Consider the following 20112-nt stretch of genomic DNA (forward strand, 5'->3'; position numbering starts at 1 on the left):
TGCAAGGATACCGGCTCCGTCAGGGCTAAAAGGTTATGTAGTTGTTTACCTTAATGGCGTTTTTAAAATATAAGCAAAAAAAAGCCCCACGCATTGCGTGGGGCTTTCTGCTTTAGAGCTTTAGGTTAGTGGCAATAGTTTAGAAAACTATCCTTTTGCTCACTTTACCTTTTACAGTGTTAATCTCTACAATAAGTACTTCCTGCGCTACCTGCAAGCTGTTTATAGCCGTTTTAGTTGCGTTTATCTTGTCATTGCTGTAAAGTTTCCTGCCTCTTATATCATAAATAGTTACACCGGTCATTTCTGCTGTGCCACTGTTTATGTTTATAGTATTGCCCTGTTTGTAAACTATTACACTGTTAGGGTCAAGCTGTGGTGTTTTTGTACCAAGGGCATCTGTAGTATATACTATTTCAAACCTGTCGTTAAACGTTCCTGCTTCACTGGTAAAGGTATAGCCGCTTTCGCCAAGGTCATGGTATACACCTAAAAGGTTATCTTTTAAGTATATGTCCTGCCCTTGCTCAAACAGTCCGTCTTTATGGTCTATGCTTACGGTAAATTCTCCCGTAGTAACAGCCTTAAAGCCCATTGGCACTATATCGGCAGGGGCAAATTCCGGTCTTGCCTGTATAGAAAGCCTTGTGTCTTCTGCAAGAGAGTAGAAGGTTACATTACCACCATCGCTAAACTGGCGGCCATCATAACCATAATCTAACCCAAGGGTTGCATTATCCATATAGGCTACTGCCACCTGGCTAAAGCCCTGCAATCCGTCTGTTAGGTTTAACCAGTAACGTGATGTTGTGGTTTCCCCTGTCCTAAAGAATGCCTGTGTAGCACCCGGAGACGGCCTCCTCATGGCATTGGTAAACGTAATGTTAGAACCTGTAGGGTTAGTCGCTGTTTTTACAAAGAAGCCCTGCCCCTGAGATATTAACCATGAACTCACGTTATCAGACGGGAAAAACACTGCCTGCTCTGCCCCACCGCCTTCGGAAGGGTTAGCTGCAAAACCTGAGTTTGATGTGTAAGCAGCAAGGGTTAACGTTGCATAAGACGATGCGCTTGCATTGTTCCTTTTTCTCCAGAAGTAAAGTCCCGATGAGCCATTCATAACCCCTGCATTGGCAGTAAAGAAATCTTCAACGCTTATTGGCGACGGGTAAGGGTTACCCACTGCCGTAAACATTGTGCCCTGTACAGATGCCGGGATGGTTACCGTACCATTGTTTGGTGTTCCTGTAAAGGTACCTGTAAAGGCAATTGGGGTTATACCATTATAATAATCTGCGCCAACTGCTGCATTGGTATCCGGCATACGTATAAGGTAGCTTTTTGCAGGGGTAAAGGTTGTAGTACCCGGTACGGCTAAGTAATAATTGGCATCGCCACTAAAGCCGTATTCATAAAAGCGCGTTGCAACTGTTAATTGAGAAAAGTTGCTAAGGGTTTGTGTGCCACTTACCGGAGACGACCATAAAGTATAATCATACCTGTAAAGTGCATTACCCACTTTTACAGCACTTACAGAGCCGGTATTTGTATTTGCCGTAACATCTGTTCCCTGTATAAGGGCTGCGTTGTTTTGAACGGTAACCGTTGCACCTGTGGTAGTAAGGGTATTTTGCACACTAAGTGTTGCACCTGTGTTTACCACTAACGTTGCACCCGGAGATACTGTAAGGTTTTTAGCAACAGCTGTTCCTGCAGTAATAACCGGCTGGTTAGTCGCTGTACCTACAATTACATTATCTGTAGCGGTTGGTATACGGTTACCACACCAGTTGCCCGGGGTAGTCCATTCTGTACTTACAGTACCAGTCCACTGCTTATCTCCTATAGTTACAGTTTTTGTAGCTGCAGAAACACAAGAGTTAGAATTTGTAGCAGTTGCAGTATAAGTAGTTGTAGCTAACGGCCTGGCATATACATTAGCAGCAGTGCCACCTGTGTAAGCCGTTGTAGCGGCAGCATCAGTATACAAACCTGTACCCGGCGTCCAGCTAATAGCAGATGACGACGTTGTACTAAACACTACATTATTTCTTGTACTGTATACGTTAGTAGCAGTACCTGTAAAGGCGTCAACAGCAGCCGCTGTAGTGGAATCTACCCTGTAAAATATAGTACTTGAAAAAGACGTAGCACTATATGTAGCATTATTCGCTACACTTGAAGCCCCTCCATTATTATTGCTATAGTTTATTTCTATAACAAGGCTGCTTGTACCGTTCCATACAAATGGAGTTGAAAAAGCAAAAGTATTTAATCCTGCAACCGGCGTATAGCTCGCTGCCGCCCTTACAGTAGTTAAATCAGTCTCCCAGTTAGTTCCTGCTGTAGACGGGAAACTTGTTTTAGAGCTGTTTTTTACTTTCACTACAAGATTATTTAATACAGTACCATCTGTAGCGCCTAAAGTAAGTGCTATAGCGTTAATAGCCGTATTGGCTGTAAAGCCCAGAGCCGTTAACTCACTTGCAGTATAAAGCCATTGTTGCTTGGTACCGCCATAGTAAGTTTGTAAAGGGTTTGGCCCTAAAGCTGTTCCTGTAGTACTTGCCGTTGTTAGTGTTGTTGCCGTACCCGATGTAATTTGTGCATTACTTACAGCCGTAGCCGACAACGTAACAATTTCTCCATTACATATAGTAGCCGCAACCGGCGCAATAACAGGCGCAGCCGGCAATGCATTTACATTAACTGTTATAGCAGTTGTATTTATACATCCAGATGCATTTGTTGCAGTAAGGGTGTATACAGTTGCAGCAGCAGGGCTAAATGTAAAACCTGTAGCAGCTGTACCACTTACCCCCTCTGCAGGAGACCATGAGTATACCGTATAATCGGCAGTATTAGATGTTACGGTAATAACCGATGACGTACTGCCTGCACATACAGCTGTTGAAGCTGCACTTAGTGTTAATGCAGGAGCAGGCGTTACTGTAGCAATAACTGCTGTTCTTGCAGTTGTACAACTTGGCGCTGCAGACAGGTTATAGAAGTAGTTGTATATTGTTGATGAACCAAAAACATAACCACCTGTAATTGAACCAAAATTGCCTATTGCATAAGGGAAACTTGCCGTAGACGAATCTCTTACAATACTTGATGTACTTGCAGAGGTAGCTATCAACCTGTAGCCCGTACCTGTAGGAACGCTCCATCCCAAAGGAACTGTTACCGCAGTAGTACCCGTTCCTGCCGGAAGCGCATAAGCACTTAACGTTTGCAGCACTGTACCAGAACTGTTTTGTAACTGTATAGTTATTGTTCCTGCCGCGCCGTTAGGATATACATTAACCGAGTTTAATGTAAATGCAGATGTAGCACTAAATACTAAACCATACCCTGCCGGAACCGACGATGTTGTAACAGCAGGGGCTGTAATACCCGCATTGATTGCTGTTCCTGTAGCAATTGCCTCTACGTGGTAAGTAGTTGTAGTGCTTATAGATGGCGTAGTAAATGTAGTACCCGTACCTACTGCACTACCTCCTGTTGAGGCAGTATACCATTTAAGTGTATTGCCAGACAATCCTGTGGCTGCAAGGCTTACTGTACCTGTACCACAACGGGTAGCAGGTGTAGTGCCCGCAACACCGGCGCTGTAAACGCTTATTGTTACAGGGTTAGTATCTGTATACAAACCACTGCCTGTACATGTAGCCCTTAAATAATAAGTCATATTAGCAGTTAGTACCGGTGTAGTATATGTAACACTCGTAGCATCGGCAATTATGCCGGTGCTGTTATACCAGTTAAATGTAATTCCGCTAACGTTTGTAGGGTATCCTGTGGCAGATAATACCGCTGTTCCTGACGAACATATATTATTAGTATTTGCCGTTGCAATACCCGCTGCCGGTGTACCCGTACATACCGGTGCTTCATCAATTGTTACATTAAAGTCTACAGTGGTACCACGTTGTGTAGACGCTGCACATACACTGGTTTGCGATAGTGTTGCGTTTCTTATATTTCTTATCCTTAACCTGTGTGTGCCTAAAGAGGTACTTGCAGGAATAGCAAGAGATATAGTACCCGACGTATTAGATATTATAGATACCTGCCCTAAAAATTCTCCGGCATCATCAAAATCAAAATCGTTGTTAATATCTATCCATACACCTACGCCCTGGGTATCACCACCAGATCCTACTGCAATGTTTGCAGTATAAGACAATCCTCTTAGCAGTGTAGCCGTATTACCTGCACCTGTAAGCAATGCATAATAGTAAGGGCTTGCACCTGTAAGTCCCGGAGAAGCATTAAGTGTTGTACTGCTTATAGCAAATGTATTAACAACATCTACACCTGTATTTGCATTTGTTGTACTAAACGAAGGTATACAGTAATTACTGATTGTTACTGCCGTAGATCCTGAGGTTACAGAACATGAACCTGAGGTTACAACCAGTTTATAATACAGTGTACCTGCAAAGGCAGACTGTGTTGTTACTACAGATAGCGACGTTGTTGTTGCACCTGTGTAAGTAACGTTTGCCGGTGTAGCATCGGCAACATTAGTGTAAGTACCGTTTGCACTTGTAGCATACTGCCATTGATAAGTAGCTGCATTTGCAGATACCGCAGCAGTAAGCACGCCTGTATTACCTGCCACTATTGTTGCAGCACCAGGCTGGCTTGTAAATGCAGGGTTGTTAATTATTAACTGTGCAGCATCTGTAGTAGCCGGCCCACAAGGCGCCGTGCCGGTAAGTACTGCCCTGTAGTAATATGTACCTGTAACAGGCGTGGCAGCAGTTGTGGTTACACTAAGGGTTGCTGTAGTAGCCCCCGTATAAGTAACCCCTGCCGGTGCGGCATTAGCCACGCTGGCCCATGGGCCTGCCTGTGCCGTTGCATATTGCCACTGGTAGGTTAGGCCAGATCCTGTTGCTGTAACACTAAAGGTTTCTGTACCTCCTGTGGCACAAACTGTTTTATTGCCCGGTTGTACACTAACTGCAACCGCACGGTATGCTGTTAATGTAGCTGGGTTAGAGGTAGCCGTGCTCGATGTATCATCTGTAAGGTACACACGGTATTTCCACCCGCTATTTGCTGTCGTAACACCAGATAACGAAAGTGTAGCTGTTGCTGTACCCGCATAAGTAACACCATTTACTATACCGTTAGTTAGGGGTTGCCAGTTGTTACCGCCCTGGTCTTCCTGCCAGTGGTAACTTAAGTTAGATCCTGTAGCGCTTACAGTAAACTGGGCCGTTCCCGGATCTGAACATACGGTTGTGGCAACCGGATGCGAAACAATACCTATTTCGCTTACAGTTAATATAGAACCTGCAGACGTTACCGGAGCACATGGAGCTGCGCCGCTAACTACCACACGGTATAAATAACCGTTGTGTGAGCTGCTAACATTTGATACAGTTAGTGTAGCACTTGTGGCACCACTATACTCTGCACCATTAGTAACGGCTGTATAAGTACCGCCACTATTAATGCTTACTTCCCATTGATACGTAATGCTGGTGCCTGTAGCCGCTACAATATATGTAGCTGTGCCACTCGGTGTAACTGCCTGAGACGGTGTTACACTTGTTATGGCAACCGGTGCATTTACTGTTACGGTTGTAGTTTTAGCCGTAGAACAGCCACTTGTAGTTACCCTGTATGTAATTGTTGCCGTACCGGCAGCCACGCCTGTAACAAGGCCCGTTGCATTTACGGTAGCTATTGCTGCATCAGAGCTTGACCATACACCAGCCGGTGTTGCATTTGCAAGCTGCACTGTAGATGGTGCACATATTGTAGCGCCGCCACCTGTAATATCTGCAACTACAGGGTTTGCAGTAATTGCAAGAGCTGTAGGGCTAATGGCTGTATTAAACACGCCATCTACAGTTATATTTCCGGCTGTAAGGCCTGCAGGAGTAATAGCAGTAATTGTTGTACCATTTACAACAGTAAACGATGTTGCATTTACCCCGTTAAATTTAACCGCTGTAGCACCTGTTAGAGACCTGCCAGTTATTGTTACGGTTTGCGGGCCACTTTGCTCACAAACAGCAGCAGGTGTAAAACTTGTAATTGCAGTAGCACTACGTGAAATAGCAACATTATCAAGATACATATTATCTCCCCACTCCGAATGGAATTTAAAGGCTATATATACCGTAGCATGTTCTGCCACATCTGTAATAACAACTGTTTTAGCATTCCATTGCGCGGTGCCTGATGCTAAACTGCTATCGTACCTTGCATAAAAACTGCCGGCATTTACCCAGGTAGTACCATCAAATGAATACTGAACCTGAACACCCTCATTTAAATATGCACCGGAATTGTAAGATGTGCTATTTTCATTTCTAAAATCAAATTTAACATCTATACTTGATATGCCTGTTGTACTAAAGGCTTTGGTTATCAGGCGCTCTTCAGATCCTGCACCGCCATTTGCACTACTAAATGAATTATACAATACCATATTAGCACCTTCACTTGGAGATGTTGCAGGGCTTGAGCCTGTAGTTACATAAGTAATCTTTGTAGCTGTTTGAAGGGCTGCAATGGCCGTACTCCAGCATGATGGAATTGTCGTTGTAGCATTAAACCCTTCGGCAAGTGGTAAAGTAGCTGTTCCGCAAAGCGTTGTAAAAGCGCTACTCGCCCAATCGCTGTAGTTGCCAGACCCACATGAAGAACGTACATAAACAGTGTATGAAGTAGCACTCGCTAACCCTGCGATCGAAGCTGTAGCTGCCGATACCGTGCCAAATGCTGCACGGCCTGTTGCGCCACTGCCTGCTGCGCCTGCTGTACGCACCTCATACTCATAATTTACTGGAGCTGTTCCCGTTGCAGGGGCTGTCCAGGTTAATGTTGTTCCTGTTGCTGTAGTACCTGCAGCGGTTATTGCTGTAGGTACAAAACATGTAGATACTGCTATTACCCTAAAGGTAAAATCTTCTGCTTCGCCGTAAGAGTCGGCACCACATGCCAAAGGAGTAGTGTAATCATATCCTATACGTACCCTCATTACATAATTACCCACAGGTGTACCCGCCGGGATTGTAATACTGCCGGTTATAGGCGAAGTTATATAGTACAGTCCTGATGCATATACTGTTTCATTTGCATCATTAAAATCTAAGTCACCGTTCCAGTCTATGTATATAGCTGCTCCAACACCTTCATAATCACTATCCGCAAAATCATCGTAAAAACCTATAGAGTAGTTAACAGGTGTACCTAAAGACTGTGATACAAATTGTGCTGTATTATTAGTATAAGCACCACTTCCTGAACTTGCGGTTGTACTTGCAATATTGCTATAACCACCAGTTGTACTAAAAGATGTTATGTACTGGTAATCCGGATACGTTGTTGTAGGAGTGCAATATCCCGTGTAAAAGCTAACCGATTGCCATGCACTAAATATACCTTCGGCACACTTAGACCTTACATATAAATAACTTGTGGTATTTGCCGGTACAGTATAGGCTGTAAGGCTTGTACCTGTTTGAAAAGTACCCGAAGCCGGAGCTGTAGCCGATGTTGTAACTGCATATTCATACCCTGCAGGGGCTACACCCGTTGCCGGGGCAGACCAGCTTAAATTTGCGCTTGTGGCACCTGCCAATACCGCTGTTAAGGCTGTTGGCCTTAAACAATCCGGTTGTGCTTCTACCCTAACGTTATCAAAAGCAAGGTCATAATCTCCTTCTGTCCAATTGCCTGTTATTTTAAACTTAACAGTTGCACCTGTATAAGCAGCAAGGCTAAACTCTCTTGTTCTCCATCCTGCTACACCATCATTAGCAATAGTTGCAATATCTGTGTATGTAGCACCAAAATCTGTAGAGATTGCTACTACAAAATTTCCTGAATTTACTGCAGGAGCACCATAAGGAGTGTCGTAGTTTGCAACTTTATAATCAAAAGCAAACTGGTAGTTTGCCGGTAATGCGCCTACATTTATAGTAGTAAACAAGCCACCGCTTGAACCTGTAGTGAAAATGTTTTTATAAATATTATTGCCCGGGTTACCCGTTACTCCTCTTACAGACCCTATTGTCCACCCCGTAGTAGTCCACCCTGTAGGTGTAGTAGACGCAGTAGCAAATGGCTCTGTCCATGGGGCCGTTGTAACTGACTGTGTATTTATAGTAAGCGTACTTGTATAAGCACTGTAGCAAGCGCCACTTTGTGCCCTTACCCTTACATAGTAAGTAGTTCCCTGCGTTAAATTTGTAATATCTTTAAACAGGTCTGTACCTACGTTAAGTGCCTGGTAGCCGGTTACAAAAGTTGTAAAACCAGTATTTGTGGCAACATCAATTTCGTAAGTAACACCCGCTGTTGCGCTTGCCGTCCATTGTGCCCTAAAACTGGTTATGCCTACCGCCGGGCTTGTTGCTGCTGCAGGAGTTCCCGGTGCTGCTATAGCAGGGCACGTTGTTACTGTTGCTGTTAACGGAGCGGTAGTATTATAAACCGGGCCGTAACATGCAGAGTTATTATAGCTGTACACATAATATGTATACTGTGTTGCTGCAGATAAACCTGTTGCATTAAAAGTAAGGCCTGTGCCCACATAAGCAACTGTACCTGTGCCAAGTGCTGCCCCTACAGTATACGCTGTATAATCTGCCGGTGCTGTTGCCGTAGCCGGAGACGCATAACGTACTACAAGGTAGTTGCTTGGCGCACTTGCTGCCGCCGTATAAGTACCTGTAAAAGTAGTACTTGTAATTGCAGATGCCACAAAGTTTGCAGGCTGGTCTGCCGGTAAGGTACATGGGTTAAGGTCGCCATAAGCAAAGTAGCCCTTGTAAGCCGCAGCTGTTATTGCTGTAGTTGTAGTTAAAGTTCCTGTAGCAAAAGTAGTTGCAGGAATGATAGGCCCATACTGGCCCGCAGCGGCTGTTGCCTGTACAATTTTATTATTAGCTGTTATTGCACCATCGCCAATACGCACAAACGCATTGGTAAGGTTTGCTGCGCCTGTAACAGGCAATGCCTCCCATCTGTTTGCAGATAATGTTGTTACACCTGTAAGTGGTGTACCACCATTTGCAGTAAATGCTTCGCCTTTAAACACTACTGCACCCGCAGCAGTTGTAGTAGGGTCTATATTTACAGGCAGGTAAGATGTTCCTTTACCTACAGGAAATAAAGTAGCCGCAGTATATGTTCCTGTGGCTGTCCTGTTTGCAGCAAATGTCCTGGCAAAAGGCCCGTCTATATATGCTGTAGATGAACCTCCTACTAATGTAGCAGTTGCAGTTGCAGTACCTAAAGCTAATAAATTAGTAGCTGTGGTATTTACTTTACCCGCAGTAAGGGTTAAGGTATTACTTACACTTATTGGCGAAGCTAAAGTTACACCGCCGGCACTTGAATTCTCTATAGTTAATGAATATAAATTAGCCGTTGGCGAAGTTGTAGCATTACTTAATGTACCATTATTAGTAAATGTCTGGGCAACTGTATTTGCCGCCGTAGTAAGTGTAGAATTCGTGTTACCTATAACTTTTGTTGCCAGTAATACGCCAGAATTTATAAAAGTTCCCCCGGCATTCACATTAAGGTTTCCTGCAATATATAAAGCTCCTGAAAGAGTAAGCGTGCTCGAAGCAGCAATTTCTACATTTCCATTAGCTGTTAAAAGATATACAGAAGTTACACCTCTGTTAGTACCGGTAGCTCCATTTACTTTAACCGACCCTAAAGACAAATAAGCATTAGAGGTCCAGTTGTTAATATAAAAGCCACTGGTGTGCCCACCTGCATCGGTTGAAACCCCGTCGCCAAACTGTGTTAAGTGAGAAGGTGAAGCAGCAAGGGATGCTGTAGATATCGTACTGTTTGACAAGTATATTGTATAGCCACTTGAAGCACTTGTTGCCGTATGCGGATCTACAAATAACAATGTACCGCCGGATAGCGTAATTGATGTAGACAACGAATTAAATAATGGCGCGCCTGATGCAACAGAGTTTGCAGCAACACCGGCAGCATTACCATCTATTTTAATAAGGCCCGCACTTTGTGTAAATACAGATGTTGCAGCAGTGTGGCTAAGGTTACCATTAATATTTAATGTACCACCTGCAACGGTTAATGTACCTGCATTTGCAAAAGTCCTGTTACTGCCACCCGCAGCACCTAGTGTTACTGTACCACTGTTTAAAGTAAATACAGATGTGGCTGTGGCATTTGTAATACCACTTGCAGAAGCACCGGTTACAGTAATAGCAGCACCATTAACTGTTATTGTACCGCTATTTACTATACTTAATGCCGCAAGAGAGTTAGCAGCAGCAGTAAGTGTACCCCCGGTGTTAACTATAAGGCTGCCTATTGTATTAGCGCCATCAAGGGTTACGTTATGCCCGTTTGCAATTGTAGCAGCATCTGCACTGCCGGGTGCATAACCCTTATCCCAGGTTGTGCCATCGCTCCAGTTACCACTTGCTATAGATGTAAACATTAGCGAAGCATCTGCAGCACCAGAGCCTATGTATTGCGTTTGTGCAAGTTGTGCTACGCTTAGTCCTGACCTTGATGCCTGGTAGTTAGGTGCCGTACCTGTGCCGGCCACATGTATACCGGTTACAGCCGCTGCCTGCATAACCCTAAGATTAGCTACACTGTTAGCCACAAAAAGGTTAGCACCCGTTATTCTTAAAGCCATAGTGCTGCCTGCCGTAGCAAGCCCATTGCCTGCCGTTATTGCCCACGAAGCACTTGTACGTTTATCGATACTATAAGCACCATCTAAAACAGATGGCGATATTATACCAAATCCTGCAACATTATTATGCCCTATGGTTATACTACCGCCAGTAGTAAACTGTGCAGAACCATAAACAGATACAGATCTGTCGTCGGTTCCGGCAGCAAGCGGAAAATATCCCACTCCTGTACCGGCACTTGCAGCAAGGCCTGTAGTGCTAAACCAACGTGTTAAAGAGCCTGTAGTAATACGTATTTTACCGGCCGTGTAACTTAAAGCACCCGGAGCTGCTGCCGTTGTACCTATGGTTAGGACGTTAGAACTTATGTCTAAGTCGCCGCTTGTAAGTGTTAGTGTTCCCGGTATAGTCCTTGAAAAAGGAAGTATAAGTACATTTCCTGTTCCTACTGCCACTGTAAATGACGCTGGCCCGTTTGTAGCCGGAAATAAAGATGCAGGCACCGTAGCCGGCCCCGCAGCATCATACATTAACGTCGTACCTGTACCGTATGCCAAACTTAACGATGTGTTAACCGGCGTTGCAGCTGTAGATGATATACGTACAACACCACCCGTATTTATATTAAATAATGATGTTAGCGTACCCGTTCCACTTAAATTTATACCGCTGTTGTTACTTATACGGTATGTTAACACACCTGTGGGAGCTGCATTATAAAAGCTTACGTTCTGGGTAGATGTGCCATTAAACAGGAGTATCGGCGTACCTGCCGTATTTCCTGTTGAATGAAATGTACCTCCCGTTTGATTAAAACTTCCACTAACCGCAAATACAAGTGAACCCGCTCCTGTATTAAGAACCAGGTTACCCGCTGTTTGCACATAATTATTTACTGTAATTGTAGGAGATGTTCCATCTGCAAGCCTTAATTCTCCCGTACCTGTATTCGCTACTGTAAACGTATTGCCTACTGTAAATGTCGCACCATTTAATTGAACGGCATTTACCTGTGACTGACAGTTCCAGGTAAGGTTTGAAAAAGTTTGTGAAAAACCTGCTATGGCAGGAGTAGTTGCCACAGTAGTATAGCCACTTATTAACACGGTAGAGCCTGCCTGCCATGTAGCAGTAGGTATAGTACCGGGAATAGTTGTATACTTATGGTTGTAAATACCTGTAGATGTAAATATAAGTGTAGTTGCATTACCACTTATTAACGATACACCCGTAGTACCGGCTACCTGACTTATTGTTGCATTACCACTTATTGTAGTTACAGAACCTGTACCACCGGATAATAAAAATGTATTATTTATTGCCGCTGTTGTAGTAGCAGCTTCTATAGAACCTGCTATAGTACCGGTACTACCAGTACCACTATAAGTAATAGATAATGTAGCCGTACCACCATCGCTTACTAACGATGAGCCGGCCTCAACCAGTAATTCTTCTGCAGCAGTACCGTCCGATGCTAACGTAAGCGTAACAGCCGAAGCCGCCCTTAGCTTTATGGCTGTGTTGTTTGTAACACTTAACCTTCTTATGGTTTGCGCAGGTACATCTGTTACTATAGGTGTCCCCCCGTTAGAGAATTGTAAAATATCTGTAGCATCTGTAGTTGTCCTTGCCGGGCTCCAGTTTGTAGCAGTTATCCATGATGCTGTGCCACTCGTAGCTAACCATGTATATACTGCAGGTGCAGCTGTAGCCTGCGAGGCTGTAGCACCAGTTGAAATTGCCGCCTCTCTTAAAGCCTGTACTTTATAATAGTAAGTTACAGACGAATTTAAAGAAGACTGAGCCAATGAGTAAGCTCCACCTGTTGCAGCAGTTGTAATGCTGGGAACAGTTGTGGTTACCACATTCTGTGTAAAAGCTTCATCTGTTGCACGTGTAACAATAAAAGCCAACTCTGTAGTAGAGTTATCTGTCCAGTTTACTGTTGTAGCTACAGGTGTTACAACTGTAAAAGCTGTTAGCACGGGGTTAGCCGGTGCCACTGTAGAAGGTGTAAACTTAAACACCCTTCGTGCAGTGTTAGATGAAGAACCAAGATTTGCTATAAGCGGTGCCCCGGTTACTGTACCACTGCCCGCTGCAAAAGTATTTGTAGCGGGTGCGGTAGCTGTATTATCAACTGTTGGCGCAGTGCCTACAATTACATGAGCAGATGCACCGGCTGTGTTACCCGAAGAGATAAATATTGACCTTGTTACAGAAGAACTACCGGAATTATATATATCTCCATACACGTAGCTAACAGCCCCGTTTTCTTCTAACCATAATTGCATGTTTCCTGCATTAGTAAGGGTAGGAGAAAAATAAACATAAAAGTTAGTCCATTCAACAACGATCTTTCTGTTTGGAGCACTTCCAATTACCTTCATTTTCATTCCGCCGGCTAACTCATTATCTCCTGCCATGGGAGCAAGAGTATTTACACCAGACGAATATCCTGAAATATTACCACCACTTATAGCAGTAGCCGTAGCAGATGTATGCAGCCTTACCTGCCCGTTTGAGTTTGCACTAAAATGAGTATACTTTACACCCATAAAATAAAAGTCGAACCCAATTGCCTGGACTGCCGTTGCTACGTCATCCTGTTCTCCTGTTGCCATGATTGAAGTAGCTCCCGAAGTAAGATCTTCAAGGCTTCCTGACGTGCTTGTAGAAAACGCGTAATTGGCAATATTTTGCGCAAAAGCCGGGAGCATGCCCAGCATAAATAGCAATGCTATTAACAGCATTGACCGTTTTTTAAAATTACCACTACCCCGGGGAGGGCTTTGGCTACTTTCAGGTTGTGTTCGCGGTGGCCGCAGGCCATTTAAGAACGCTGAGTAGTTGTTTTCCATATATGTATCTGATTTTGAACTAACAAATTTATATATTTAACAGTACCTTAACACAGCGTTAAAATGAATTGGAAAATTATTACACTACAACGTTATCGTTAAAGTATTATTGATAATTTAATAAACCTTTCACAAGAGTTTTTATCATATTCTGATTAAAATGAAAAAATAACAAATTATTAAAATAACTTTTTATCAAACTTTTGTGTTATTTTTCCAATAAAAAACATCTTTAGCAAGATTAACTGTTATATAAAACCGATGTAATGCATCTAATTGTTTTTATATAACATTAATGCTCAAAAAAACCGGACTTCCTCGAAAGAGAAAGCCCGGTAGTAAACAATATTTGTAGGTGTTAATTTATTATTAGAATACTATTTTTTTAGAAACTTTACCTTTTACAGTATTAATCTCTATAATCAATACTTCTGTTTGTACCTGTAGTCCCGATACAACTGCTGTTGTAGCGTTAATGCCGCTTTTAGCATAAAGCCTTCTGCCTTGTATATCGTACACAGCAACATCAGTCATTTGGGCAGTACCGGTATTAATGTTTATTGATGATCCTTCTTTGTAAACTATAACACTGTTAGCTGTTATTTGAGGATTGTTTGTACCTAAAGCCTCTGTAGCATACACTACTTCAAACCTGTCGTCAAATGTTCCTGCTTCTGTTGTAAATGTATACCCCTGGTTTGTTACGTTAGTTGTTGTACCAAGCACGTTATCTTTTAAGAAAATGTCCTGTCCTTCTGCAAAAACTCCTTCTGTATGATCTAATGCTATTGTAAACTCTCCTGCCGCGCCTGCTTTATAACCCATAGGAACTACATCACCAGCTGTAAACAAAGGCCTTGCCTGTATTGTTAATTTACTTTCTTCAGCAATAGAATAGATTGAAATATCAGAACTGTCGCTTAACATTTTACCATCATAACCATAATCAAGACCTAACGTACCTTCTTCCATATAAGCTACAGCTGCCTGGCTAAAACCATCCTGGCCATCTGTTATGTTTAACCAAAGGCGTGATGCAGTATCTTCGCCAGTCCTGAAGAATGATTGCGAACCTGATGCCGGAGCAGCTTTACGCATGCTGTTTGTAAATGTTATGTTAGTATTAGTAGCATTTGTTGCTGTCCTTACAATAAAGCCCTGCCCCTGAGAAAGCAACCATGTGTTGTTATCGCGGCCAAAGTAAACACCTTGTTCTGCACCACCACCGGTAGCTGAGTTTTTAGTATATGCTGCAAGTGTAATAGTAGCATAAGATGATTGACGGTAATCGTTTTTCTTTCTCCATAAATATATTGCAGAGTTAGCATCTAATACTCCTGCGTTTTGGTTAAAAAATTCTTTAACACTTATTGGCGATGGGTACGGGTTACCTACTGCTGTATAACGGTTACCTTGTACAGATGCCGGTGTAGTGTAGTTACCATTGTTAGGTACACCTGTAAAAATACCGTCAAAAGAAAGGGTTGCCCTGCCAGCGTTATAGCCTGTTGTGTTATCCTGGTCTGGCATACGTATTAGGTAGCTTTGTGCAGGCATAAAATTATTTGTTGCCGGGTCTATAAGGTTGTAATATTCTCCACCTGTGTTTGTAGTGGTATTTGTAATAGCATAACCATATTTGTAAAAACGTGTAGATATTGTTTGCGGAGAGAATGCAGCTAAGTTTTGTCCTGTTACCGGTGCCGACCACATTGTGTAATCTAACCTGTATAGTGGGTTGCCTGTTTTGTGCAATGTAATGTTACCTTCTGCCGGCACTTGTGCAATTTGCAATAGTGCGCCGTTGTTCTCTACAATAAGTTTACCGTTAGCATCTACAGTAAGCTTGTTTTTTACTGTTAATGTTTTTCCTGTAGCAACAGTAAGTGTGGCATTTGCTTTTACCTGGCATGAACACACCTCAATATTTTGCGACATTGTAAGGTCAGACTGTATCTCTACAGCAGTTTCTATTGTAGGTGTTCCATTCCACGCGCCATTATTATATACAAGCGGTGCAGGCACAGTTATTGCTTTTGTAACACCGGCTGTGTAGCAACCTTCGGTATTTTTGATCCTTACCCAGTATGTAGTGGTTGCAGGTATAACAGTTGTAAAAGTATTTGTAGTTGTTTCCGCAAGTATATTTTCGCCAACCACAGTACCAGTACCCCATTGGTAAACTCCGCCTGCAGCAGGTGAAGCACCGGTAGCAGTAAGTGTAATGCTTGTGTTTTTACATATTGTAGATACTCCTGTTATACTTGTTGGTGCTACAGGCGTATTTATTTGTACTATTGTTAATTTAGCATTTGCATCGCCACCATTTTCTCCTGTTCTTAACTCTATTGTAGAGTTAGCATCAAGGCTGTAAGTACCTATGTTTTGTATTGGCTGGCCACCGCTGTAACCGTTAAAGTTCCAAACCTGAGTACCATTTATGTATAAACGGCTGTCATCGTCCCAGTTTTCCATTTTTACAGTGTAAGAACCACAAGTAAAACCTTTACGCTTAGCAATAAAAGTAAACTGGTCTACCGGTAGCGAACATCCCTGGTAACCTGCAGCGCTCGATGGTGCTCCTGCTTTGTTCCATTTTGCCTGAGAATCATAACCAAGTGTAGCATCTGTATAGTAACCTGAGTAATCAACAATAGTTGGGTTTAAATCAAGGCTGTTGCCTATATAGCTGTAAACATTCCAAACTCCGTCACCATAAACCGCAGGGTTGCCCGGTGCAGGGTTAGCTACAGTTACTGTTCTTGTAACACCATCTGTAGTTGTAGAGCATGGTGCAGCACTTACACGCCTTACCCAGTATGTTTTAGTGCTTGAAGGATGTACTGATATAGAAACACCTGTTTGGTTTGGTATAATGTTTTGCCCTATTACAGAGCCTATACCCCACTGGTATGTACAGTTTACACCGGCAGTACCACCTGTTGCTGTAAGCGTTGTACCTGTAGCACAGCTTGAAGTTCCGTTACCTGTTATAGTTGTAGGTGCTGATGATGTACATGATGCAGGTGCAAAATCAAAAGATACCCTTGATGATCCGTTGTGCTCATAGTACTCTAATATAAGTTTTACTGTACCACTTAAGTAATATGTAGCGGTTTCATAATGATAACCATGATCTGACCAGTCGCTTACGTTTTCGGGAAAAGTTTGGCCTTCGTCAAAACTTAATCTGTAACCATCATCTCCGCCTACATTAAATGTATAATATCCCGGAGCTACTGTTACCTGCATTTTATAACGCATTATAAAGTTTGCATCATAAGTACCGGTACATAACGTAGATTCTGCCGGTAAAGCGCCTTCACCTATATCCTGGTTAAAGTTAGCACTGCGTGTTACATATCCTCTGTAATTAGCCGGAGCAAAAGCTGCCGCAGTAGGAGGAAAAGTAGTAACGTTGTTATATAAGTAACCTTTCCATTGTCCGTCGCCATAAGCCGTTTGGTTACCCTGTGGTGTACATGTTTGTGCATTTGCTGCCTGAAAGCCAAAAAGGCACACAAGCAATAACAGTGGTAAGCTGTTTAAAGAAAGTTTGTTAGTTAAATTTTTCATGAGTAAAGTAATTTTAATTTTTGGGATGCTTTAATTGTCTCAGTAATTATGGTACAAATGTAGGGCAGCATGAAAGCGGTTTATTTGTCTTTTAGATTAATGAAGCTTTTGTTGCGATGAACCGTTTATCGAAAAAAGGAGAAAATTAATCTGGAAAGGCAAAATATTTAATACGTAAATACGCGCTAAATATAGCGCCGCTAATTATTAAAACGCGAAACCTTTAATTACAAGATAAAAGGAGTATCTTAAAAATCAACAATGACTTTTAAATATTTAAATAGTAAATACAAAACAGCAATCATAAAAATTCATTTTGAAGCAATGGCTTTTGGATAAATGGTATTTACAGCTCTAACATCAGCAAAAAATGTATTTCAACGATTCATTTTTACCATTCGTCGGGCTTTACACTATTCTAAAACGTTTTCATAAAATGTATGGGCATAAAAAAACCTCCCGGTGTGGGAGGTTAAATATATAAGTGTAAAATATCTTAGCTTGTTTGCTGCCTTAAAAAAGCCATTTTAATAGCTACAATAGCAGCCTCTGTACCTTTATTACCATGTATACCGCCGCTACGGTCTATAGCCTGCTGTAAAGTATTATCTGTGAGTACACAAAACACCACGGGCACATCGGTTTGTACGTTAAGGTCTTTAATACCCTGCGATACGGCTTCACATACAAAATCAAAATGCTTGGTTTCGCCCTGTATCACACTGCCTATTGCAATAACGGCATCTACATTCTGGGTTTCTATCATGCGCTTGCTGCCGTAAATAAGCTCAAAGCTGCCGGGCACATCCCATGATATAATATCTTCCTGCTGCACGCCATTTTCAAGTAATGCTTCTACAGCACCTTTGTAAAGGCCGCCGGTTATATTCTCGTTCCACTCAGAAACAACAATCCCAAACCGAAAACCTTTCGTGTCTGGGATTGTGTTTTTATCGTATTGTGATAAATTTTTATTTACAGTTGCCATTTATTCTAATTCAGCTATATAAGCATCAATTAAACCACCTTCCTGAGATGTGCTGTATTTTTCTTTAATTTCTTTAAAGTATTTAAGCGCATCTTCTTTCTTTTTAAGCTCTAAAGACAGTTGGCCTGCTTTAAACAAAAAGCGTGGCGTTATAGCGTCATTCTCGCTCACTTTAGCAGCATCAAGATAAAATTTAAGGCCATCCTCAAGTTTACCAAGCTGTACAAAAGCATCGCCGGTAGCACCAAGTGCAGTAGCTTTAAGAACCTCATCTTTAGTTGTAAAATCTTCAAGGTGCTGTACAGCCTCTTTGTATTTACCTGTGTTAAGGTAAGCAGTACCGGCAAAGTAATGAGCAAGGTTTGCTGCATCTGTACCGTCATACTTATCTATAATAGCAAGAAAACCATATTTACCCTCGCCACCGTTAAGTGAAAGGTTGTATAATGAGTCCTGAGATTTTTGTGCATTTACCGCCTGGGTAAAATACTGCTCTGCCTGAAACATTTCGTTAGCGGCATCATCCTCTTTAGGAGACAGTACATATTTATCTACAAATAAATAGACTACAGCTGCAAGCGCGATAGCACCTACTGCTATAAAAATAATTTTCTGGTTTCTTGCCACCCACTCTTCCGTTCTCGATGCGCCCTCGTCAAGCGAATTAAACACTCCAGCGGTAGTACTGTTTCCATCATAGGTTTCTTCTACCGGTGTTGCTTCAACTACATCATCTTCGGGTTTCTCGGGCTTAGGTGCTTTATAACCTCTTTTATTATATGTTGCCATTTATTTTATTTTATTGAGCGCAAAAATAAAATTTTTATTGAAATGTGAAATACCTTTTTATGGATATTTTTCAATAATTTGCAGCCTTTCTAAAAATAGTCCCTAATTTATGGAAAGATTTCATATTCAGGGCACATTACACATGCACTTACAGAATTTATCGCTCATCAATTATAAAAATATTTCGGAGGCGAATTATACGTTCGACCCCAAAATAAACTGCTTTACAGGCAAAAATGGCGTTGGCAAGACAAATGTGCTCGATGCCATCTATCATTTAGCCTACGGAAAAAGCTATTTTAACCCCCTTGCCGTGCAAAACATAAAACATGGCGAAGAGTTTTTTGTAATTGATGGCACCTTTGAGAAAAACGGGCGAAAAGAACAAATTGTGTGCAGCCTTAAAAAAGGATTAAAAAAAGTGCTGAAGCGCAACAGCAAAGCATACGATAAATTTAGCGAGCATGTAGGGTTTATTCCGCTTGTTATTATATCGCCTTCCGATAACGACCTTATTACCGAAGGTAGCGAAACCCGCCGTAAATTTCTGGACACTGTTATATCACAATCAGACCCTGCCTACCTGCAGGAACTTATTAATTACCAAAAGGTGGTAGCCCAGCGCAATGCCCTGCTTAAGTATTTTGCGCTTAACCATACTTTTGATAAAGACACCTTATATATATACAATGCCCAGCTTGACGGTATGGGGCAGCATATTTTTGAAAAACGCAGGGAGTTCCTTGCCGGTTTTGTACCCATCTTTAACAAGCACCACCAGGCAATAACAGATTCGGCCGAAACGGTAAGCCTTGTTTATGACAGCCAGCTGCACCACAAAACACTGGCAACATTGTTTGAAGAGAACCTGCAGCGCGACCGTGTGCTGCAATACACCAGCGTAGGCATACATAAAGACGACCTGCTGTTTGAAATTGACAATCATCCCATTAAAAAATTCGGGTCGCAGGGGCAGCAAAAATCGTTTCTTATAGCGCTAAAGCTTGCCCAGTTCGAGTTTATAAAAAAACAGGGAGGCGTACTGCCCATATTATTGTTTGACGATATTTTTGACAAGCTCGATGAAACCCGTGTAGCCAAGATTGTACAGATGATAGACGACAAAGTTTTTGGCCAGATATTTATAAGCGATACCCACCCCGAGCGTACGGAGGCTATTGTAAAGGCAACCCACCAGAGTTATACTATTTTTAAGATGTGATTTCGG

General features: G+C 42.3%; 5 protein-coding genes. 1 reads left to right on the forward strand and 4 read right to left on the reverse strand.

What is annotated here, in order from left to right:
* Positions 1-139: 139 nt before the first annotated feature.
* The 4 genes from F565_RS21210 to F565_RS0105005 all read right to left on the reverse strand — a co-directional run bounded on the left by F565_RS21210 (position 140) and on the right by F565_RS0105005 (position 18884).
* Positions 140-13531, reverse strand: a complete 13392-nt coding sequence (locus F565_RS21210; RefSeq protein ID WP_020212101.1) for a GEVED domain-containing protein — start codon at positions 13529-13531, stop codon at positions 140-142.
* A 369-nt stretch (positions 13532-13900) separates the two neighbouring features.
* Positions 13901-17107 (reverse strand): Ig-like domain-containing protein, encoded by a 3207-nt coding sequence (locus F565_RS0104995; protein WP_020212102.1) that lies wholly within the window; start codon positions 17105-17107, stop codon positions 13901-13903.
* A 496-nt stretch (positions 17108-17603) separates the two neighbouring features.
* Positions 17604-18095, reverse strand: a complete 492-nt coding sequence (gene ribH, locus F565_RS0105000; protein WP_020212103.1) for a 6,7-dimethyl-8-ribityllumazine synthase — start codon at positions 18093-18095, stop codon at positions 17604-17606.
* Positions 18096-18884 (reverse strand): tetratricopeptide repeat protein, encoded by a 789-nt coding sequence (locus tag F565_RS0105005; protein WP_020212104.1) that lies wholly within the window; start codon positions 18882-18884, stop codon positions 18096-18098.
* Positions 18885-19026: 142 nt separating this feature from the next.
* Here F565_RS0105005 and recF point away from each other — a divergent pair, with 142 nt between their 5' ends.
* The gene (gene recF, locus F565_RS0105010; protein WP_026299891.1) at positions 19027-20106 is read left to right on the forward strand and encodes a DNA replication/repair protein RecF; all 1080 of its coding nucleotides are present in this window, start codon (positions 19027-19029) and stop codon (positions 20104-20106) included.
* Positions 20107-20112: the final 6 nt, after the last annotated feature.

The sequence above is a fragment of the Flavobacterium rivuli WB 3.3-2 = DSM 21788 genome (genome assembly GCF_000378485.1).
GTDB classification, from domain to species: Bacteria; Bacteroidota; Bacteroidia; order Flavobacteriales; family Flavobacteriaceae; genus Flavobacterium; species Flavobacterium rivuli.

What these genes read in the sequence shown, in the direction of transcription:
- F565_RS21210 (WP_020212101.1), bottom strand. Translation starts at nt 13,531, where the DNA reads ATGGAAAACAACTACTCAGCGTTCTTAAATGGCCTGCGGCCACCGCGA.
- F565_RS0105005 (WP_020212104.1), bottom strand. Translation starts at nt 18,884, where the DNA reads ATGGCAACATATAATAAAAGAGGTTATAAAGCACCTAAGCCCGAGAAA.
- F565_RS0104995 (WP_020212102.1), bottom strand. Translation starts at nt 17,107, where the DNA reads ATGAAAAATTTAACTAACAAACTTTCTTTAAACAGCTTACCACTGTTA.
- ribH (WP_020212103.1), bottom strand. Translation starts at nt 18,095, where the DNA reads ATGGCAACTGTAAATAAAAATTTATCACAATACGATAAAAACACAATC.
- recF (WP_026299891.1), top strand. Translation starts at nt 19,027, where the DNA reads ATGCACTTACAGAATTTATCGCTCATCAATTATAAAAATATTTCGGAG.